Genomic DNA, 21,770 nt, shown 5'->3' with positions numbered 1-21,770 from the left:
TTGACGGTAAAGGTGGCGACGACGTCCTTGAAGGCGGCGTTGGGAATGACCACCTTTATGGCGGAAGTGGTTCTTATGTCTCGAATAATGGTAATGATACCTATATCTGGTCCCGCGGCGACGGCAATGATTGGTTAGCGGACAACGCAAGTTCTAAAACTGAAATTGACCGGCTTGTCCTGACCGACGTGACTTCCGACGATGTCTCCCTTGTTCGGGTCAACGGCAGTGAGCATCTGAAAGTCATTGTTCCAGGGACCAGCGGGGATGAAATTATTGAGGTTGCTCGCCGGTTCCAGGATATTTCCAAAGGCTACGGCGTCGAGGTCATCGAGTTTGCTGACGGAGTAATCTGGGCGCTGGACGACATTCTGGCGAACACGAAAGTTGAAGGGACTTCGGCAAACAATACGCTGACTGGCACTGGTTTTGCCGACAATCTCTTTGGCTTGTCCGGGGGCGACACTCTTGATGCCGGGGCCGGGGATGACACGTTGGTTGGCGGTAATGGGAACGACATCCTCAAAGGGGGGAACGGTCACGATCTTTATCTCTGGTCTTCAGGTGACGGGAACGACACCATAAACGACACATCCACCTCGACAACCGAGGTTGATACACTGAGAATGGTCGACCTGACCTCAGATGAAGTTGAACTGTCACAGGTTTCATTTGATCTCAAAATCGACATAGCTATGACCGGAGAGACCATTTTGGTCCAAAACCGGTTCCGATCATCTTCGCAAGGCAATGGTATTGAATTCATCGAGTTCAGTGACGGTGTGACTGTCGAGGTTCTCGAAAGCGAAGTAGCAGAAACAATTGTGACTGGCACAATCGGTGCCAACATCTTGAATGGCTGGGGGTTCAAGGACACCATCTATGGCTTCGAAGGTGCCGACACCATCGAAGGGAAAGCCGGAGATGACGTTCTGATCGGTGGTGAAGGCGACGACACTCTGCGCGGAGGATCCACAACCTACCAGGGAACCAATGGTAGCGACACCTACATCTGGTCCAGAGGCGATGGGAATGACTGGCTGGCTGACAATGCCAGTTCACTGACCGAGATCGATCGGCTGATCCTCACGGATGTGACCTTGGACGATGTGCGATTGGTGCGCGACAATGGCAGCGAGCACCTTAAAGTGATTGTTTCCGGTGCTAACGGTGAAGAGACCATTGAAGTGGCTCGTCGATTCGAAAATACAGCAAAGGGCTACGGTATTGAGGTCATCGAATTTGGCGATGGCGAAATCTGGGCGCTGGATGACATTCTGGCCAATACCACCGTCACCGGCGGCGATGGCAATAATACATTCAGCGGGACGTCCTATGCCGACAATCTGTATGGCGGCGGTGGTAATGACACACTGAACGCGTACAACGGAGATGATGTGATCGTTGGCGGTACGGGCGACGATACGCTTCGGGGTGGGATCAACCTTAGCGAAGCGCGTAACGGCAACGACACCTATATCTGGTCACGCGGAGACGGGAATGATTTCCTGGCGGACAAGTCCACATCCCTGGCCGAAACAGATAGGCTTGTGTTGACCGACGTCACGCCAGACGACGTCCAACTGATCCGAAACAATGGCAGTATTGATCTCTACGTCGTTATCTCCTCTCCGGGCGGGAGCGAAAGTATCAGGGTGGTGAACCGGTTCGAGAATGCCTCGAAGGGCTACGGTATTGAAACCATCGAGTTTGCCGACGGCACGATTTGGACGTTGGATGACATTCAGGACAAAACAAAAGTCATTGGTGGTGACGGAAACAACACCCTCAATGGGACCAGCTATCGCGACATTATCGATGGTGGCGCCGGAAACGACATAATTGAAGGGAAGGGCGGAGATGACGTTCTCATCGGGAGTACGGGCAATGACACTCTGCGCGGCGGAACCACAACCTCTCAGGGAACGAATGGCAATGACACTTACATCTGGTCCAGGGGTGACGGGAATGACACGCTGGTGGACAATGCCAGTTCGCTGACCGAGACAGACCGGCTGGTCCTCACGGATGCGACCTCGGATGAGGTTCAACTGGTTCGGGACAATGGGTCCAACAATCTAAAAGTCGTCATCTCAGGGCCGGATGGAGACGAAACCATAACGGTCGCCAAGCGTTTCGAGGCCTGGAACAAAGGCTACGGCATTGAGGTCATCGAGTTTTCTGACGGAACAGTCTGGACGCTGGGTGACATTCTGGACAATACGAAAGTAACCGGCGGTGACGGAAACAACACTCTCAACGGGACGAGCTCACGCGACAATCTCTACGGTGGCGCTGGCAACGATACGCTGAATGGCAGCTGGAACGATGATGTACTAGTTGGTGGAACCGGGAATGACACGCTGCGCGGTGGCAACGGCAACATTTACGAGGTCAATGGGAACGACACATTCATCTGGTCCAAAGGTGATGGGAATGACACGCTGGTGGACAATGCAAGCACACTGGCCGAGACAGACCGGCTGGTCCTCACGGATGTGACCTCGGATGAGGTTCAACTGGTTCGGGACAATGGGTCCAACAATCTAAAAGTCGTCATCTCACGGCCGGATGGAGACGAAACCATAACGGTCGCCAAGCGTTTTGAAGCCTGGAACAAAGGCTACGGCATTGAGGTCATCGAGTTTTCTGACGGAACAGCCTGGACGCTGGGTGACATCCTGGACAATACGAAAGTAACCGGCGGTGACGGAAACAACACTCTCAACGGGACGAGCTCACGCGACAATTTGTATGGTGGTGCCGGCAATGACACGCTGAATGGCAGCTGGAACGCTGATGTACTTGTCGGTGGAACCGGAAACGACACGCTGCGCGGAGGCGACGGCAACATTTACGAGGTCAATGGGAGTGACACATTCATCTGGTCCAAAGGTGATGGGAATGACACGCTGGTGGACAATGCAAGCACACTGGCCGAGACAGACCGGCTGATCCTCACGGATGTGACCTCGGATGAGGTTCAACTGGTTCGGGACAATGGGTCCAACAATCTAAAAGTCGTCATCTCAGGGCCGGATGGAGACGAAACCATAACGGTCGCCAAGCGTTTCGAGGCCTGGAACAAAGGCTACGGCATTGAGGTCATCGAATTCAGCAACGGCGAAATCTGGTCACTGGACGACATTCTGGCCAACACGCAGGTCACCGGCGGCGCAGGGGCTGAGACTATTATCGGGACCAGTCTCCGGGATAATCTTTATGGCGGTGCTGGTGATGATGAGCTGAACGGCAGCTGGAACGGGGATGTGCTTGTGGGCGGAACCGGGGATGACAGGTTGCGTGGCGGAGATGGTCATATCTACGCAGTAAACGGCAGTGATACATTCATCTGGTCACGCGGCGATGGTAACGATTGGATTATTGACAATGCCAGCTCAAAGACTGAGCTGGACCGCCTTGTCCTGAGCGATGTGACGCCCGAGGAGGTTCGTCTTGTACGTGACAATGGCTCTAACCACCTGAAGGTGATTGTTTCCGGTCCAAATGGAGACGAAGAGATCACCATCGCCAATCGCTATGAGCATAGGGACAAAGGCTATGGCATTGAAGTAATCGAGTTTGCTGGCGGAATAATCTGGACGCTGGATGACATCCTGGACAATACGAAAGTAACAGGCACCTCTGGAAACAACGCTCTCAATGGGACCGACACACGCGACAATCTCTTCGGTCTGGACGGTGACGATACCCTAAATAGTAAGGCAGGTGACGATGTTCTTGTCGGTGGCGCCGGGAATGACACGCTAGTGGGCGGTGATGGATCTGACGAGTTCGTCTTCAACGACGGGTTCGGGGACGATACCATTAGCGATTTCCAAGACAATACTGACTTGATCAGCATTGGGATTTACGGAGTGTCCTACAATGATTTGGTGATCACTGATAGCGGTGCAGACGCGAAGATCGAGATCGCGGGTCACGGGACGATCACAGTGAAGGGTTTTGACCCGTTAAACCTAACGGAAGAGGACTTCTTGTTTATTTGATGATAGAAACTGCGCCCCGCGCAAGCGGGGCTCAGATCAGCTATCGAACCGGGTCAATTGGGCATTGTAAACTGTCGTGACACAACTTGAGCAAGTCAAATCCGCGTGGGTAGTTTGTATTGGGTCAGAAATGCTTGACGTTTGGGTCAGAAATGAATGACGCAATTTACAGTTTTGTTGAGGTTTTGACTGCCGATTGAGTCAAAGATCGCCGCCTGAACGAACAGCATCCTCAGATATCGACTGCCACGTTTGGAAATGCGCCCTAACACTGTGCGACCGCCGGTGCTGTATTGCCTTGGAACCAATCCCACCCAAGCCGCAAAGTCGCGTCCTCGATCAAAGGCCTCACCTTCCCCAATCGCCGCAACCATTGCTGTGGAAATCATTGGGCCAATGCCTGGCACCGTCATGACGTTGACGCAGTTCTCTTCAGTGCGACTGATCTCTTCGATCTCCAGCGACACCTTGTCGATGCGATTGTCCATCCACATCCGGTCACCGTAAAGACCGATCAGGATCGACCGCATGCGCGGCGATATCTCGTCCATGCGCTCCTCCAGGATCGCTTCGAAGGAATTCTTCAGCGCACGCAGGCCTTTGCGCACTGTGATGCCCTATTCGATAAGAAAGGTATCCACGGTCAAGAGATTGGACAGCGTTGGTCATCGACGCTGGACATACTTGATCGTTGAGATTGGGCATTTGGTGATGCAACCACCAAGCCTCTGACGTGTTCTGATTTTTTTGTCGAGTCAGCATCTTGGCGCGCGCGCTCTCCAATAAGCTGGCGTGCGCCAAGATGCTTTGGTCCGCAAGGACCAAATGGACGTTAGAGGACTTGCCTATGTGCGCTACCTAGCGCGCTGCGCGACTTCCCGGGACATAGGCTTCCAAAACTTCGATCGCTATTTCTACATTTGAAATATCGACTTCTTCTGGAAGCGTTGGGCCTACGAAATCTAGAGAACGCCTCTCTCCCGGAAGTAGTGATTTGCTAATGTTGGCGGTTTTGAGGCGATGCTGATTGCCGAAGCCAGCCTCAGCAAGAACTGTTGAATTCCCCGTTTCTGAATACTTTACACCATATCTGAAAGACTCTATCGGCTCTTCAGAATTATTGTAAACAGAACAACTTATAAGCATGAAACTTGGGCGCAGTGATGTTACTTGAGTCTTCAAGTGATGGCATTCGTCCACAATGATGTCCTGCCGTAGAAGCTGAGGTTTTCTGTAGGTGAGATCACAATCACTAGGTGCATCATGATTGCCATGAACTGGTGGAAGGCAACCTTGACCGGAAGGTAGGGCTTCATCAGCGTTAACGCGAGCAACATTTGTCAGCAGAAGAAAGACGAAGAGAACGGCGCGCAAAATTTGCTCCAAACCTGACTTGTAAGAAGTTTGAATATTGGTAGTGTGATAAAGCTATCAACTCAACGCTCAACTTTTAGAAGCCAAGACATACTGTATGTGCACGATGGTAGCTTCAGCGTAGGAAAAGAATGGAAATCGTTCTTGGAACATTGATTGAGTGGCTGAACAAGTCCGTCAAAAACAATATCCTAAGGTGGATCTTGGTGCTCGGTGTTTTTCTTACAGGTTGTATTCTTGCCTATGTGGAATGGCACGGGAGATAAATTTTTATGGCTGATTTTACCACCGGTATTCCGGGAAACGTTACTAGTATTCCAAGCTTTGGTACAGGCCCAGCTTTAAACAACGTGACGTTATCAATAAATTCTCCTAGCGGTTTTGCAAACTGGAATCCGCCGCAGACTGCTCTTGTATCTTACCATGATCCTATATCGGGAGGTACGGTAACTGAAGCTTTCGCTATTGGTGGCGCTCATGGGCCTACGGAAATTACTATAACAACCGGCAGCTTGTCCCCCGGCCCATATGCTGGGGAAACACAGATCGTTATTGCAGAAAACGGCCTTCTGTCTGGTTTACCCCCAGGTATTACCAAGGGGCCAATTGGAACCGCGCTAAAGACCTATGGCAACTTAAACGCAGCCGTAGATGGGTTGCGAGCACCAACTTCATATTATGTTAGCGTTGATGACGAAGAGTTGGTCCCTCTTAGTGTCAATATGAATTACGCGCCTGGCTATCTTGCAAGCTTGGGAATTGATCCAAGGAACCTTCCTGCCGGCTTGAAGGCTCAATACGATCCGGATGGAAACTTTATTGGCCTTGAGAAAGTTGATGAGTGCTTCATTGCCGAAACACCGATCCAGATGTGGCCGACCGATCCTTCAGTGAAGCCACGTGAAGGCGGCTCTTATGACGAAGATCTGGTGCTTTCGAAGGTCTGGGAGAAGCCTATCAGCGAAATCCGTATCGGCGATCTGGTTGTCGCCTATGACGATAGAGGTCGGCTGGCACCTAAACCCGTGACGCGGACTATGACCAACACAGCCAAGCATGTTCTCGATTTCTGGGGTACAGGTGTCACCCCCGGTCACGCTTACTTCTGCGCAGACGGTGAGTTCAAAGGCCAGCATGTGCCTTTGCTGGACATTCTTCGCACCGATGGCACGATCATGAAAAGCGACGGCACTCAGATCCGCGCCGCAACCGGTTGTGATGTCGGCTCGATCCACGACCGGCTGGTTCATGCCGTGGTGGGTGACAAACAACCCAACGGGCAAATTGCTATCCGGGAGCAGGGACAAGTCCGATTGGGGACGCGCGTCATTCTTGAGAACGGTGAGCAGCATTGCGTTCTGGATATTCTCAACGCAAACGGTGCTCAGATTACGGAAGACGGCTACATCCGTTCCGGAGCTGGAGGTGCCAAGGTGCCGTTGAGCTGGACCTTTTCTGAACAGCTTCCAATGCCCGAAGACTATATCCTGAGACGCTCCAAGGTAACGCTTCAAGAGATTTACGCTGCTGGCGAATGGGAACAGATCGGCCCGAGACTGCCTGCACCAGATGGCTCGAAGGCCTCTCCGCAACGTCGTAAAGCCACTTCGTCTAGCGCCCAAAAGCCTTTGACTGCAGCAGACGGGATGCGCCAGCCAACCCGCACATTCAACCGCAAACAGCGCAAGACAATGGAAGCCAAGCAGCGCAAGGCTGCCAAAGCCGGAAAACGACTGGTGAGTTGATCCATGAGCGACAGCGACGGGATCAAATCTGGCGAGATAGTTGACGCCTTTGAAGTGATCCATTTCCCCAAGGGAGATGGGTTTCAATGGGCAAAGCGGCCGACGCACTATCCAGAGAAACGGCCGCTCACACTCTACGGTATTGAGGTAGTCGATGAAAATGGTGATCCCGCCCCGTTCATTGCGCATCCGATACCGTTCAAGAACACCCTGAATTGATTCCGCGTCAGCCCAGAGGCTGTGTCGGCGGGCTATCCTGGGAACTTCCGAGCAGGGGACTGGCTGTCACGCTGTAGCTTGTTCACCTAACCGTATTCAGAGGTCCAGCATAGGGGATGCTTCGGCGCTTCGGCAATTGCCTCTGCGTCGTTGTAGTCGTTCTTCTGACCTTTGTTGAAAGGCTTCACATGGATTGCGGGGATGATCCGGGGCTCAAAGCCCATCTCGCGCAGCGTCCGGCTGACAAAGTGAGCGCTCAGGCACGCTTCCATGCCTACGATACATCGAGGCAACTTCGCGAATGTCGCGACCAGCGCCAGCCGCTTGATCTGTTTGCGGAGGACGCGCTGTCCCGACAGATCGAAACCTACAATGTGGAAGGTACCTACCCAATGCAGAGTTGCTGATATTGTGGAGCTGATATTGTTAGGTCACGTGAAGGTGACAGGGCGCGTTGGCCAAGAGTTTGCGCTGAAAAATTTGCTGGTTTCCAAAGCTGAGATTTCCAAGGCCTTGTCGAAGCGGCCTCGAAATGGCTTCACCAAAGAAGAGCTGGTTCAAAGATGGTCCATGGGGCGCCCAAATCTAAATCGATTGATCGAAACTGGCGTACTTCGTCAGAAAACTATGAAGCATAGCCAAAGTCGAGTGACGGGATTGCTTGTGCCCGTTGAGGACGTTGAGGCCTATGAGCGGGACAGATGCAAAGAGGGTGGCCAGGTGTTTTCTGCACCGGTCGAGACCGTTGAATGATGCTAGTGTCGTGCTTGCGACGCTCTGCTCGAGGCGGGAGGCGTTCCCGAACTTGTTCGGTCTAATAACCGAGAAATAGCCAACTGGGAGGTATTAGCTAGTGACTGACGGTCGAAAAAATCCGTTTGAGCGGCTCAAACCAATATGGGAGGCCGTGGACAAGCTGGGCGAAATTGATCCTGAGTTTGATACAAAGGCCTATCTCGATGAGATGTGGGAGGAAGACTTTACGGAGTCTGTCGGATTAGGGGAGGCCAGGGACAGCCTGGACATCAGTGACGCGGAACTCGCTGACGACCTTGAGGTGCAGTGCAAGATGATTGCAGCTGCTTATGCCACGGGAAGGGCGGAAGAGATCGACCAGGTTGTGAACTACATTGCGCTCATACGCCGTATGAAGAAGCAGGGACTATTTGATTTGGGTAGCTCGAATGAAGATGGTCCAAGTGGGTGATACGACGGCCTACTAGCTAGCAGCCGTGCAACACACATGTTTGATCAGACATTAGAAAGGGGACCTTATGCCGAACGTATACCTTACAGAACCGATGCAGGATTTTGTTCAAAATCAGATTAGGTCAGGGGCGTATGCCAACCTGAGCGAAGTTGTGCGGGCGGGGATTCGGCTCTTGATGGAAAAAGAAGGTGTGCAGCAGTTCTACAGCCTGAAGGCTGAACTTGAATGTGCTGTGGTGGACGCCGGACGCGGTCAATTCGTAGAGTTTGATCCACAGAAATACGAGCCTGACGCATTCAGTTCATGAGCTTTTTTGCTCTCGAAGCTCACGGAATCCGATCAAGACGCCACAGGACAATACCTCCCCGGGTGCGTTGTTCGCTCAACCACAAATCGATTCATATAATGCACCTATCGTGTTGTTTGCGGTTCGATTCAGTTCGTGCATCCGCCCGGACAAAGCGCGATATGCAGTGACGCGAGAAACACCAAAAGGCCGGCAACGCCTTCGATCAAACCCCGCCGACTTGGATCACAGGATGCCAAGTCAACTAGCCCCCGGCACAAATCGCGTAGCGCTTCCGCCGGAATGCCGCTCTTATTGCTCACCCCGGATCTCCTTCCAGCAGCTTCTGTCCGGGGGCTTTCGCAGTTCCGTCGCCGTTTATGTATTCATAAAGCGTCGTAGTATTGATCCCGAGCCGATTTGCCAGATCGGACGCATTGGTTTCTCGATCCGCCATGGCCTTCATCGCCATCCGCAACATGGTCACATCCATCTTACGGGGCCGCCCACCTTTTCGCCCTCGTGCTCGTGCTGCCGCCAGACCGGCACGGGTGCGTTCAGCGATAAGCTCCCGTTCAAACTCGGCGAGACTGGCGAAGATGTCAAAGATAAGCCGACCATTGGCGGTTGTCGTGTCAATCTCTGCTCCTGCGCCGGACAGAACACGAAGGCCAACACCGCGTTCGCGCAATTCATCAACAGTTGCCACGAGATGCTTGAGATCGCGCCCGAGGCGATCCAGTTTCCATATCACCAGAGAATTACCCGGTTGAAGCGCTTTCATGCAGGCGTCGAGTCCGGGCCGATGATCCTTCCGACCGGACGCCTTGTCCTCATAGATGCGCTCGACATCAACACCGGCTCCAACCAGCGCGTCGCGTTGCAGATCAAGGAGCTGGCTCCCGTCCGCCTTCGACACCCGTGCATATCCGATGAGCATGGCAACTCGCCCCGCCAGAATAGACAAGACGCACCATGCAACCTCACTATGATTTCCGCAACGGTTTTTCTGACGGTGTTCACGCAGCTGTGCGGCCACCGATAAGACCACAAGAAAAACGCTCGTTTTCCGCGTGCCGGATACCTCTAGCAAAGCTTCGCACAGCTATTGCAGTTACATAGAAACGGCTGTCGCGCTTCTAGATCTAGGGAGAGATGTGTCCTTAGGCTGTGAATCAACCAGGCGTTGACTATCTCAAGATCGAGGGTACTGTGCGCAGGAGCGGCGTTCCCATGCTTGGGAAGTATCGAAGCTGTAAACAAGAGGGACCGAATGAAGATTTGGGAGTTTGCGACGGCGTCCGTTGCTCGTACGATTATCGCAATTTTGGTGCTTCTTGGCGTTTGGATTGTTCTCTTAAACGCATCGATTGCGCTTCAAGTTCCCGAGGGTGTCAGGTTGATGGCTTGGTTTGTGACGTTGTTAGTCACCGCGCTATTGGTTCGAAAGATAATTGTCAAACTTGAAAAAGGTGAGCGTTCGTAGTGGGCTTTTTGATTTCAGGAGCAGTTAAACTACGCCTTTCACGAGAAAAACAACCATGTTCGATATAGCATATAGCTAAAGCATGGAATTGAGCGACATATGAGGATCTGAGGCAATGCGTTTTCGCAGAGATATTTCAACAGTGTTTAGGGTCCTACATTTGATCTGCTTTATTATGATTTCTGAAAATGCCTATGGACAAGAGGCGCGCTCGCTTGAATTTGGAGACCGATTGAATGAATATAACTGTTTTAATCAAGTCTATCAGAGGTGCGAAGGCATCGACGATCTGAGGGGGATTTTAAGAGATAATACTAGTTATACAGACGTTCAAATCGACCAACTGATCTTTGATGACGTGAATGGTGGGCGCAGTCTCCCGTTTTCCGGGCTTGATTGCCACGTAAGGTTGGTCTGGATCGCACACTCTTTGCAGTATGGTTTGGGTGGAGTCGAAGAGAATGTTTGCGCGGCACGGAATATCTCGGAATATGTGCTGGACCATAGCTGGAAAGAAGTGGACGGCAAAGCCGACCTAATCGAGTTCGGTAGTACCGTTACGGACTCATTGAGTTCATTAGACGAAATGTATCTGGGTAGTTGGGGGCCACTCCGGTCGGGAGAGAATAACAAGACAGCGCAGTGTTTTCACTCAGTATCAATACTGAAGAATATCCTTGATAGGTCGGGCGTTGGTTCTCAAAAAAGAATCAAACGGAAAAAGATACCTGACATTGCATCAATTATTGAGATCAGAGCTAGTCGTGTTGCCTTGGGTTTATTGGAGAGGTCCGCGACGGGAAGCAATGGCAACAAATATAGCGAATTTATAGTGGATCAAGTGCAGTCGTACTTTGGCGAGGGGGAGTTCCCCGCTTTGACACTCACCTACGAATTTGGCGGCGACAGGCTGTGCGCCGGAAATCAAGGAGAATAGAATTCATGTCGAGATTCACCGAAAGTGAGATTAAAGAAATTATGGATTTTGCCCATGAGGTAAATGGGCAAGCTGGATTTTATAACGCACCTGACTCTCCTGTTTCAACCGGATTAATCTCTATAAACGAGCATCAACTTGCTAGCGGTTCGACTGGTAGCTTTAGTTCATTTGCGAATGGACCGATCGGTGTTCATGCTGAAAACGCGACACTAGATCTCGAAGAGGCGATGTATGAGAAGGGGTATTCGGCAGATGATTATGATGCGCTGGTAGAAGAAATATCTCACTATTCTAGCGTTGACCGATCAAAAATTTCGCTTCCCAATGATCCAAGTGTCAGCGGGATTCTTGGTACCTTCGCTTACGGTGCAAAGCAAATTCAACTTACCAAAGCGGCGATTACAGCTATTCAAAATGGCGTCCCGCCAAGCGAGGTCATAGATTATGCTAGGGCAAGCGCGCATTCCTATGCCAACCAACCTCCCGAGTGCTTCACTTCTGGCACTCCGATAAAGATGTGGCCCGGAAATGTGACAACTGAGCCGGACTCGGCTGGTGCTTTCGACGAGGCGTCGATGCTATCTCTTTCCACTGAGAGGCCGATTGAGGATGTTTCGGTGGGTGACATTGTAGTTTCGTATGACTCTGAGGGGCGGCTTCGACCTGGTTGCGTGACGCAGCTATATCGCAACCGGGTTCGGCATGTGCTGGATCTGTTTGGCCTAAAGGTGACACCGGGGCATGTGACGCTGTGTGGGGATGGCAAATTCGAAGGCGAACATGTTCCGATTTTGGATATCTTGCGCTCGGATGGTGCTCTGGTTCGGGCTGATGGATCGAAGGTTCGGGCGGCCACCGGGTGTGATCTGAGATCCGAGGGGGACCGGATGGTTGTTGCGATTGTCGGCGAGCGGCAATCGAGCGGTCAGATTAAGGTCATCGAGACGGGTGAGATCCGAGCTGGAACGAGGGTCATTCTTGAGTCTGGGCAGGATGTGTCGGTTTTGGAATTGATCGAGGCCAACGGCGGCGTTTTGAATGATGACGGCTATGTGCAATCACTCTCAGACGGACCGAAGCTTCCATTCCGATGGACATTCACGCCCCATTTACCAAGGCCAGAAGATTATGTGCTGCAGCGTTCGGCGGTCACGTTGTCGGATATCTATGACGCAGATGAATGGGAAGCCGTATCGCCGCGCATGCCGGCGCCGTGTTCAAAGAAAACTTCTGAAGAGACTACAGGGCACCATAAGCACCTGATTTAATTCCGTTACATCAACAAGTAAAGACTATTCGATCCGCGATGAATTGGGCGGTGGGAAGGGGACAGTATGACCGAATTTGTAGGCGAGAATGCCGATCGTGGACCTGTGGCAACTGGTATCTTGGTTGAAGACGATAAGCCAATGATGCAAGAGGGCAGTCTCGTTGACGCCTTTGAGTGTATTACCTTCCCGTCGATCTCGGCTGAGCAACCCGCTGCGATCGTAGACGTCACCGATAGCTTGCAAGACCTCCGAAACGCGTTGGGCGGCTTTGACGTCTACAATTTCGAAGTAGAACATCATCACACTTACATAGCTGGTGGAATTCGGGTTCATAACCAGTCAGGTTGGCTAGGGCGCGCTGCCAACACCGTAGAAACAGCAATCGACAATTTTGCTCAGAATACTCTTGGCGCAAAACCTGGCGGTTTTTGGGATGCCGTCACTGATGTAGCATTTGCGCCACTCCACCTCGTAGGGGCCATTTTAACAACCACTTCTCAACTCGCGATCAGTGCGGCAACTGCAGTCGGCAGTGTTATTGGGAAAGCACTTACCGCATTTGACAATTGGGTAGACAATCTGCTGGGAATAACCGATCCCGTTACAGATCCTGTATCTATTCCAGAAGGGACAACATACCACGAAAACGGCGCAGTTGCGACTTGGAACGGGGGCGTAACCAACCCTAACAGCTACTATAGCAAAGACTTTTTGGACCGCTATGGCAGTGTTAATGAATATGGCGTTGCGAGTGTGTCTTTTGCTGACTCAGTTAAAGCACTGGGTGATTTTCTCGGCATAACCGATAGAAAATTTGGCCTTCAAGGCGGGAATCAACCTCCTACAACCGAGGACGGCATCTCTGTTCCATTAGACTTGCTTGCTGCTGTTGCTGTGGCGGTTTCCACTCCTCCAAAGACTGAAACCCAGGATAATGGCGGCGGCTATCATTCGGGCGGTTCTACCTCTCATGAAGGCAACTACGGCCGCAGTGAAGGCAATGTAGGAACTGGTCTGAGTGGTGAGGATCGCCCGATCATACTGGATTTGGATGGCACTGGCGTCGAAATCACCCAACTTTCCAATTCGACGGTATTTGTTGATTCAACGGGAGACGGTCTCAAAAACCTGACGGCTTGGGCTGCAGCCGGAAACGGCGTTCTGTTCTACGACGCGGATGGCGACGGCACTATTTCGGAGAAGAAAGAATACATCTTCACCGAATGGGACCCGACGGCGACAAGCGATATCGAGGCGCTGAAGGCGGTCTTTGACAGCAATGGCGATGGCGTCTTTGATGCCAACGATGATGCCTGGAGTGACTTCAAGGTTCTGGTGACGCAGGCGGATGGCTCACTGGTTGCAAAGACGCTGGATGAGCTGGGGATCACCTCGATCGACCTGACGGCGGATGCGACCAATATCGAGCTGCCGGATGGGTCGGTGATCACCGGCCAGACGACGTTCACCTATTCTGACGGTACGACTGGTACAGTTGCCGACACAACTTTGGTGTCCGCATCGGCCAGCCACCGTATTGAAGAAAGCGAGTCTATCTCCTCTGAAGGGGTGCGCACGCACATCCAGACTGGGTATGGCGCCGATGGCGCCATTTCTTTTGTCATCACCTCGGTGACCACAGCAGACGGATCTTCGATCACCAACAGCTATGATGACGATGGCGATGGCGTGGTGGATCGCGTCCAGACCATTGAGACGGTCACCAATCCGGATGGCAGTAAGAGTGAGACGATCACCAACAAGGCGGGCGCCGAATTCTCAACTGGTATTCTGGTGAGTGCGACCAAAACCACCACCAGTTCTGATGGCAACACAATCACCATCGAGCGGGATTCCACCGGGGGCGGCTGGTACGATCAGGTTGAGGTGCGGGCGACGCATGCCGATGACAGCATGACCATTGTCACAACCGATCGGGGTCCCGACGGCAGCGTCATCCGCAGTTCGACGGAGACGGTTTCGGCGGATGGGTTGGTTCGGACAGATGCCATTGATGAAGACGGTGATGGCACTGTCGATCTGACCATCACCCATACGATTGTCATCAACGCGGATGGCAGCCGCTCGGAAACGGTTGAGTATTTCAATGAAGATGGCTCGCTGCGCAGTTCGGTCACGGAGACTGTTTCCGCTGATGGCCAGACAAAGACTATAGTTCGTGATCTGGACGGTGACGGAAATACTGATGTTCAGGAAGAGCTGGACATTACAGTGAACGCAGACGGAACCACCAATTCCAGCCTGACTGTTAAAAACGGCGACGGAAGCGTTCGGGAAAGCGGCACACACAACCAGTCGGATGATGCGTTGACCAAGACATCGACATCAGATGTCGATGGGGATGGCGATGTCGATGTCACCACGGTTGAAGCTACGGTTATCCATGCAGATGGTAGTCGCGAGACAGATACCACGGTGACCAATGCAGACGGCTCGGTGCGGAACAAAGTCAAGGTCACTCTTGGCAGCAATCAGGTGAGTTCAGAGACCTGGATCGACCACAACCAGGACGGAGTTTTCCAGTCAACCGACCTGAGCCAGAGCGTGACTGTTGATGCGGTAACGGGTGAACGCACCACAACCAGTTGGTCGCGCAATGCGGGTGGCTCGTTCAGCGCTAAGTCGGTCTCGGTTGCAAGCGAGGATGGCCTCACTGTGTCCACGCAAGTTGATGCGGATGGGGACGGCGACACGGACATGGTGGTCAGCGATGTCACGGTTGAGAACGCCGATGGCACATCGACGCGGACGATTACGGACACCGCTCAGGATGGTAGCCTGATCAGCAGTCGGGAGATCACCACAAGCGCGGATGGTCTGACCGTAACTACGCTGACTGATCTGGACGGCGATGGTAGTATTGACCGCAAAACCGTTTCGGTCAGCACGCCGAATGCCGATGGCAGTGTGACGCAAAACCAAACGGTATATGCGGGTGATCAATCTACGCAACTTTCTTCAACCACGGTCCAACAGAGCGTGGATCGGCGTGTCTCGGATTCGAGCGTAGATGCAAATGGGGATGGTGCGGCCGATACGGTTCTGTATTCGGAGAAACACTCCGATGGCAGTATGACGGAAACACAAACCCGCCTGAGTGCCGAAGGGGAGACACTCTACAAGCAGCAAACGGATGTCAGCGCGGACGGGCTGACCGTGACCGTTACCACGGATCTGGATGGCAATGACATTGTTGAGACCAAGACGGTTCAGAACACTGTTCTGAACACGGATGGGGGCCGTACGTCCACAACCACGATCCACAACGGTGATGACAGTCTACGCAGTCAGAGCGAGACAACGGTCAGTGATGATGGTCTGGTTGTCACGACCACAAGAGATACGGACGGTAATGGCACGGTCGATGCGCGCCTCACCTCGACCACTGAACTCAAAGCAGACGGGTCGCGGGAAACCACTGAAGAAACACGTGCCGGGGACAACACTGTTCTGTCCCGCACTACAACGATTGTGAGCGATGACGGTCTGACAGTCGAAACCCGTGCCGACAATGACGCGGACGGCGCGGCAGATATCTTGTCGACCAGCGCCACAGTTCTGAATGAAGATGGCGGTACAACTGTCACATCCGACATTCATGACGTTTCCGGAGGCGGCAACGTACTGAGAAACCAGACGGTCACTACGACAAGTGATGATGGCCGGGACGTGCTGCGGACAACAGATACTGATGGAGACGGCGATATAGATGCCAGAACCCATCGGGTCGTCGGCGATGACGGGCAGGTGACCGTAAGCAAGACTGCACTGAACAGCGACGGTTCTGTGACCAGCCAAACGACGAGCGTGGTCAGCGACGATGGTCTGGAAACATCGACCCATTATGATTCAGATGGCGACGGCGCTTATGAAATGTCCGTCAGCGATACCCTGGTGCTGAATGCAGACGGGTCATCGACGATGACCGTTGCGCAAAGCGCTGAGGACGGCAGCGTCTATTCCAAAACTGTCGTTGACACCTCGGCCGATGGGTGGGCCACCACAACGCGCGAAGACTGGGACAATGATGGTGATGACGACCTGACAACGGTGCAGTCTTATGATCTGGCAACTGATGGTGTCGAAACGTCCACAGTTACGCAGACCGCAGCCGATGGATCAACTTTGAGCACCTCTGTCACAGAGGTGAGCGCCGACAAGCGGACGACCACCCAATCAGTGGATGTTGACGGCAATGGTGTCGATGACATGGTATCTGTGTCTCTTGTGGACGACAGTGGTCAGACGGCAACCACTACGAATTACTATTCATCCGGTGGTGGTCTGGACGCGCATACGAAAACCACTGTGAGCGGCGATGGCTTGAGCATAACAACAGAGATCGATCAAAATGGAGACGGTGAAGCTGATCGCGTAGTGACCGACACAACCTCGCTTTCCGGGAATGGATCGACCACACGTACTGTCAGTCACAGCAATGGTCGCAATGTGAGCCGCGGCGAGGAAGTGTATCATTCCAGCGATGACGGGTTGCGAACTCTTGCGCAGTTGGATCTCGACGGGGACGGGCTGTTTGACTACACAACTACAGGTGTGACCAGCATCGAAAGTGATGGAGATGTCGTTGTCAATCAGACAACCCTGAATGAAGAGCTTGTCGCTCAGTCCCATATCAAAACACATACCAGCGGAGATGGGCTGCAAACCAGAGTGGAAGCGACCTACTCGAACGAAGATGGTCCAAACAAGAGGATTTCTTCGGTACTCATTGATGCCAATGGCGGTGTCAGTGAAACCGTGTCGGAATATGGTGCCGGAACCAAACTGCAGCAACAACATATCAGGACGGTCAGCGCCGATGGCAGGGCTGAAACCGTTACCTCCGATCTGACAGGGAATGGGGTCGTCGATCGCAAAGTGGAGTCGGTGATCGATACCGATCGCGCGGTTACCACGACTATGCGAGATCTGGCCGCAAATACCGAGTTGGAGGCGGAAATCGTTCAAACGGTGTCTGCCAACGGTATGCAGCGGTCTGTCACGATGGACGTCGATGGAGATGGTTCTGTCGATCTGACCCGCAGCACCAATGTGTCCTACGATGCGCAAGGCAACATGGTCACGGTCTTGTCCGAGACTGGCGCGACAGGTGGAACAACGTATCACGAGACGCAGACTGCGTCCGCGGATGGATTGCTTGCAACGACCAGTTTCGATCTCGACGGCGATGGTAAAATCGATGGGACTTCGCGAGTTGAGACCACATTAAATGATGATGGCAGCCGGGTCACTGTCAACACGGTGAACTACGCGGATGGTAAGTTGCGGTCTGAAGAGGTTGTTCGGGTCAGCAGCGATGGGCGTACGATCGTTCAGACCGAAGACTTTGACGGTACCGGCGTGATCAACAAGGTCACCAAACTGCAAATCCGAGCGGATGGCGAACAGATTCTGACGGAAGGTGGCTTCAATCAAACCGGGTATGCGACCAACTACTTTGTCACAACCACATCCGCCGATGGATTGCATCAGACCATCCTGAGAGATGGGGTGAAACAGACAATCACGCGCTCGGCCGTCGATAACGGCAGCTACACCTGGAACAACGGTGTTGCCCCCGATTTGGGGGTCGCAAATGTTATTGTTGCACATGAGGTTGACGCGCTTGGCGTGGAAACCTGGTCGGTGGCCAGGGAATGGCAGTATCAGGACAGAATCGAAAGGCTCGATGCAAACGGTCAGGTTGTCAGAAACGCAGCCGGAGAAATTCAGTACGAGGTGGAAAAACGTAAGGACGGCCTCTACTATTACGTTCTGCAGACAAAAACGGACACATCTTTCACAGATGCTCGCCTGGACCAGGCGGCCAAGGCGCGGGTTCTGGCGGAAGCGGCGCGGATATTTGACACTGTTTTGGATCGGGATGCTGATTTTACAGAGCTCGAGATACTCGTCGATTTCATAGAAAATGGGCAGTTGGACAAAGCGGCCCTGACGAAAGGGCTCATCGAATCCTCGGAGTTCAGTACGCGATACGACACTCTCTCTGATGCAGAGTTTGTGACGCAGATGTATCTAAACTCGTACGGCCGGGCCGCGAGTCTTGCCGAACTCAACGAGCATTTGCGTGACTTGTCTTACCGGGGAGCGACACGTGTAGATCTGGCTCTAGACCTGGCGGATTCTTCAGAGCACCTTGTTGTTGGCAATGGCCATTTGTCCACGAACAATTTTGACGTCTTCCTGAACCCGGCACAGTTTGAGCGGAGTCTGGACCAGGCTTATGTGCGCAGCCTGGTCGAGAGTATCGTCGACGTGGTTTATGACCGGGATCCCACAGAGCAGGAATACAGCTATCTGAGTCAGTTGTTGTTGCTCGATAAAGACAAGCCGGATGACATCGCCGCAAAGCTCTTGGCGCTTGACGGAGGTGTTAACGGCGTGGCGTCAAACAGCCTGCACGGTTTGTCCGGTGTCTATCTGGTCGAGCAGGCGTTCCTGAACGCATTGGGTGAAATCCCGGCACAGGATATCGTGTATCAATGGGCGCAGAATATTGAGTCCGGGCGCATTACCGTGGCGCAATTTGTTGCCTCTTTGGCGCAAAGTGTCGAGCACAAAGATGCCGGCACCAGCCATGTCGCGACCTACCAAAAGCCCGTTACCAAAACGGAAGGCACGAGTGGTCCTGACACTTTGAGCGGAGCCGGCGCCGGAAGTGACGAGGTCAAGGGGCTGGGCGGCAACGATACGCTGGAAGGCAGAGATGGTAATGACGTTCTTACCGGTGGTGAGGGTGTTGATGTCTTGTATGGCGGCTCATCTACCTTTGTCGAAGCGAATGGCAACGACACCTATATTTGGTCACGTGGAGATGGCAATGACTGGATTGGTGACACAGCCAGTTCGATGATCGAAGAGGACCGTCTGATCCTGACAGATGTGAATCCGGACGACGTGCGTCTGGAGCGGCAAGATGGCAGCAAAGACCTTAGAGTTATAGTGTCCGGACCCTCTGGCCAGGAAGTCATTACTGTTACGCGCCGCTTTGAATCCTGGGACAAGGGCTATGGTATTGAAGTGATCGAATTCAGCAACGGGGACACCTGGTCGCTGAACGACATTCTGGCGAAAACAAAGGTCACCGGTGGTTCTGGAATCGACACATTTTACGGGACCAGTACTCGGGACAATCTTTACGGCGGCGAGGGGCAGGATGTACTCGCTGGCGGGTGGCACGGCGATATGCTTGTCGGTGGTGCCGGAAACGACTTTTTGTACGGCGGTGATGGGAATGAACACGAAGCCAATGGCAGCGATGCGTTTATCTGGTCACGTGGTCACGGAAACGATACGATTACTGACCTTGCGAGTTCCACAACTGAGATGGACCGGCTTGTTCTGACCGATGTGACTTCTGACGATGTACGGCTGGTCCGATACAACGGCTCCGACGATCTCAAGATCATTGTTTCCGGGCCGAGTGGGGATGAAACCATCACAGTGACGCGTCGCTTTGAAGACTGGAACAAAGGCTACGGCATCGAGGTCATTGAGTTCAGTGACGGGGAAATATGGTCGCAGCAGGACATACTGGAAAAAACAACAGTCAGTGGTGGCGCAGGCGACAACACGTATTACGGAACCAGCAGTCGGGACAATCTCTATGGCGGCGGCGGCGCGGACGAACTGAATGGCAGCTGGAATGGGGACGTTCTTGTCGGCGGGACCGGGAATGACACGCTCCGCGGCGGCGACGGTAATATCCACGAAGTTAATGGCAGTGACACATTCATCTGGTCTCGAGGTGATGGCAACGATACGATCATCGACTTTGCCAGTTCAACAACCGAGCTTGATCGGCTTGTGCTGACGGATGTGACTTCTGAAGATGTTCGGCTGGTTCGCAACAATGGGTCAGACCAACTGAAAGTGGTTGTATCCGGGCCTGGCGGAGACGAAACCATCACTGTGAAGCGCCGTTTTGAGGCCTGGGACAAGGGTTACGGCATTGAAGTTATCGAGTTCGGAGATGGAGTATCCTGGTCACTTAAGGACATTCTGGCAAATACTCGGGTCACTGGCACAGCCGTGGCTGAAACTATTATCGGGACGAATTACCGGGACAACCTCTACGGTGGTGCTGGAGATGACCGTTTAGAAGGCGGATCAGGTGGCGATCTTCTAGTTGGAGGATCTGGAGATGACGTCTTGCTTGGGAGTGTGGGGAATGATCTCTATGTTTGGTCGCTAGGTGACGGAAATGACTATATAGGCGACACCTCGGTATCCCTGACAGAAGTCGATACCCTTAGATTTGTTGATGTAGGATCAACTGACGTAAATATGTCTAAAGACGGGGATGACCTTAAGATCAACGTGTCACCGACGGGTGAGACAATCACTGTCACCAAGCGCTTCCTTTCAGCCAACGAAGGGCGTGGCGTGGAGTTCATCGAGTTCAGTGATGGCGTTAAGGTCGAAGTGCTGAACAATGAGGTCGGAGAAACTATCGTCAACGGTACGGCTTCTGGCGAGACACTGACCGGTTGGGGCTTTCAGGACACTCTCTACGGTTTCGACGGTAACGACAACCTGGAAGGCAGAGGCGGCAATGATGTTCTGATTGGCGGCGCCGGAAATGACACTCTGCTTGGTGGCTCCAGCACATTCGTGTCTGATAACGGTAACGATACCTTTGTCTGGTCGCGCGGTGACGGCGACGACTGGATCGGTGACCACTCGAGTTCGTTGACTGAAGTTGATCGTCTGGTCCTGACCGATGTTATTCCTGATGATGTTCGATTGGTGCGTGATCATGGCAGTCCACACCTGAAAATCGTCGTAGCAGGAGCTGCCGGTGGCGAAACCATTACAGTAACCTGGCGTTTTGCGGCTTGGGACAAAGGTTACGGCATTGAGGTCATCGAATTCAGTAACGGTGAAACCTGGACGCTGAACGACATTCTGGCCAAAACGGAGGTCATCGGCACCGCAGATGATGACATTCTTAACGGGACCAGTTCCAAGGACAACCTTTATGGCGGTGCTGGTGATGATGAGCTGAACGGCAGCTGGTACGGGGATGTGCTTGTGGGCGGAACCGGGGATGACAGGTTGCGCGGTGGAGATGGTCATATCTACGAAGTAAACGGCAGTGATACATTCATCTGGTCACGCGGCGATGGAAACGATTGGATTATTGACAATGCCAGCTCAACGACTGAGCTGGACCGCCTTGTCCTGA

General features: G+C 52.9%; 12 protein-coding genes and 2 pseudogenes. 10 read left to right on the top strand and 4 right to left on the bottom strand.

Annotated features, from left to right (window positions below; genetic code table 11):
• Positions 1-4,010 (top strand): beta strand repeat-containing protein (locus ACR0KW_RS23260; protein WP_480807150.1); only part of this gene is annotated, 4,010 nt, incomplete at its 5' end.
• A gap of 209 nt (positions 4,011-4,219) precedes the next feature.
• Here ACR0KW_RS23260 and ACR0KW_RS23255 read toward each other — a convergent pair.
• Both ACR0KW_RS23255 and ACR0KW_RS23250 read right to left on the bottom strand, forming a co-directional pair.
• Positions 4,220-4,651, bottom strand: a pseudogene (locus ACR0KW_RS23255) (transposase); the annotation flags it as partial.
• Between the two features lie 217 nt (positions 4,652-4,868).
• On the bottom strand, positions 4,869-5,384 hold the full coding sequence (locus ACR0KW_RS23250; protein WP_480807149.1) for a hypothetical protein: 516 nt from the start codon (positions 5,382-5,384) through the stop codon (positions 4,869-4,871).
• Positions 5,385-5,656: 272 nt separating this feature from the next.
• Between ACR0KW_RS23250 and ACR0KW_RS23245 the strand changes: the two genes are divergently transcribed.
• The gene (locus ACR0KW_RS23245) at positions 5,657-7,129 is read left to right on the top strand and encodes a hypothetical protein (protein WP_480807148.1); all 1,473 of its coding nucleotides are present in this window, start codon (positions 5,657-5,659) and stop codon (positions 7,127-7,129) included.
• Positions 7,130-7,132: 3 nt separating this feature from the next.
• Positions 7,133-7,348, top strand: coding sequence for a hypothetical protein (locus tag ACR0KW_RS23240; RefSeq protein ID WP_480807147.1), 216 nt, complete (start codon positions 7,133-7,135; stop codon positions 7,346-7,348).
• Between the two features lie 113 nt (positions 7,349-7,461).
• On the opposite strand, the pseudogene ACR0KW_RS23235 reads toward ACR0KW_RS23240, so the two are convergent.
• Positions 7,462-7,770, bottom strand: a pseudogene (locus tag ACR0KW_RS23235) (IS110 family transposase); the annotation flags it as partial.
• On the opposite strand from ACR0KW_RS23235, the gene ACR0KW_RS23230 reads away from it, so the two are divergent.
• The 3 genes from ACR0KW_RS23230 to ACR0KW_RS23220 all read left to right on the top strand — a co-directional run bounded on the left by ACR0KW_RS23230 (position 7,721) and on the right by ACR0KW_RS23220 (position 8,865).
• Positions 7,721-8,101: a hypothetical protein gene (locus ACR0KW_RS23230; protein ID WP_480807146.1), complete on the top strand. Its 381-nt coding sequence runs from the start codon at positions 7,721-7,723 to the stop codon at positions 8,099-8,101. The pseudogene ACR0KW_RS23235 and the gene ACR0KW_RS23230 overlap by 50 nt on opposite strands.
• Positions 8,102-8,201: 100 nt before the next feature.
• Positions 8,202-8,555: a hypothetical protein gene (locus ACR0KW_RS23225; RefSeq protein WP_480807145.1), complete on the top strand. Its 354-nt coding sequence runs from the start codon at positions 8,202-8,204 to the stop codon at positions 8,553-8,555.
• Positions 8,556-8,622: 67 nt separating this feature from the next.
• Positions 8,623-8,865: a type II toxin-antitoxin system ParD family antitoxin gene (locus ACR0KW_RS23220; RefSeq protein ID WP_480807144.1), complete on the top strand. Its 243-nt coding sequence runs from the start codon at positions 8,623-8,625 to the stop codon at positions 8,863-8,865.
• Between the two features lie 298 nt (positions 8,866-9,163).
• Here the strand turns inward: ACR0KW_RS23220 and ACR0KW_RS23215 are convergent, their stop codons facing one another.
• Positions 9,164-9,784: a recombinase family protein gene (locus ACR0KW_RS23215; protein WP_480807143.1), complete on the bottom strand. Its 621-nt coding sequence runs from the start codon at positions 9,782-9,784 to the stop codon at positions 9,164-9,166.
• A 333-nt stretch (positions 9,785-10,117) separates the two neighbouring features.
• Here ACR0KW_RS23215 and ACR0KW_RS23210 point away from each other — a divergent pair, with 333 nt between their 5' ends.
• From ACR0KW_RS23210 to ACR0KW_RS23195, 4 genes are all read left to right on the top strand, one after another.
• Positions 10,118-10,330, top strand: coding sequence for a hypothetical protein (locus ACR0KW_RS23210; protein ID WP_480807142.1), 213 nt, complete (start codon positions 10,118-10,120; stop codon positions 10,328-10,330).
• A 115-nt stretch (positions 10,331-10,445) separates the two neighbouring features.
• On the top strand, positions 10,446-11,267 hold the full coding sequence (locus ACR0KW_RS23205) for a hypothetical protein (RefSeq protein WP_480807141.1): 822 nt from the start codon (positions 10,446-10,448) through the stop codon (positions 11,265-11,267).
• A 5-nt stretch (positions 11,268-11,272) separates the two neighbouring features.
• Positions 11,273-12,538 (top strand): hypothetical protein, encoded by a 1,266-nt coding sequence (locus tag ACR0KW_RS23200; RefSeq protein WP_480807140.1) that lies wholly within the window; start codon positions 11,273-11,275, stop codon positions 12,536-12,538.
• 66 nt (positions 12,539-12,604) lie between these two features.
• On the top strand, positions 12,605-21,770 hold a 9,166-nt coding region (locus ACR0KW_RS23195), incomplete at its 3' end, for a calcium-binding protein (protein ID WP_480807139.1).

Source organism: Ruegeria sp. CG11, assembly GCF_056537245.1.
This window is presented reverse-complemented; position numbering and strand designations above follow the sequence as displayed.

What these genes read in the sequence shown, in the direction of transcription:
- ACR0KW_RS23210 (WP_480807142.1), top strand. Translation starts at nt 10,118, where the DNA reads ATGAAGATTTGGGAGTTTGCGACGGCGTCCGTTGCTCGTACGATTATC.
- ACR0KW_RS23240 (WP_480807147.1), top strand. Translation starts at nt 7,133, where the DNA reads ATGAGCGACAGCGACGGGATCAAATCTGGCGAGATAGTTGACGCCTTT.
- ACR0KW_RS23200 (WP_480807140.1), top strand. Translation starts at nt 11,273, where the DNA reads ATGTCGAGATTCACCGAAAGTGAGATTAAAGAAATTATGGATTTTGCC.
- ACR0KW_RS23220 (WP_480807144.1), top strand. Translation starts at nt 8,623, where the DNA reads ATGCCGAACGTATACCTTACAGAACCGATGCAGGATTTTGTTCAAAAT.
- ACR0KW_RS23205 (WP_480807141.1), top strand. Translation starts at nt 10,446, where the DNA reads ATGCGTTTTCGCAGAGATATTTCAACAGTGTTTAGGGTCCTACATTTG.
- ACR0KW_RS23230 (WP_480807146.1), top strand. Translation starts at nt 7,721, where the DNA reads ATGTGGAAGGTACCTACCCAATGCAGAGTTGCTGATATTGTGGAGCTG.
- ACR0KW_RS23215 (WP_480807143.1), bottom strand. Translation starts at nt 9,784, where the DNA reads ATGCTCATCGGATATGCACGGGTGTCGAAGGCGGACGGGAGCCAGCTC.
- ACR0KW_RS23245 (WP_480807148.1), top strand. Translation starts at nt 5,657, where the DNA reads ATGGCTGATTTTACCACCGGTATTCCGGGAAACGTTACTAGTATTCCA.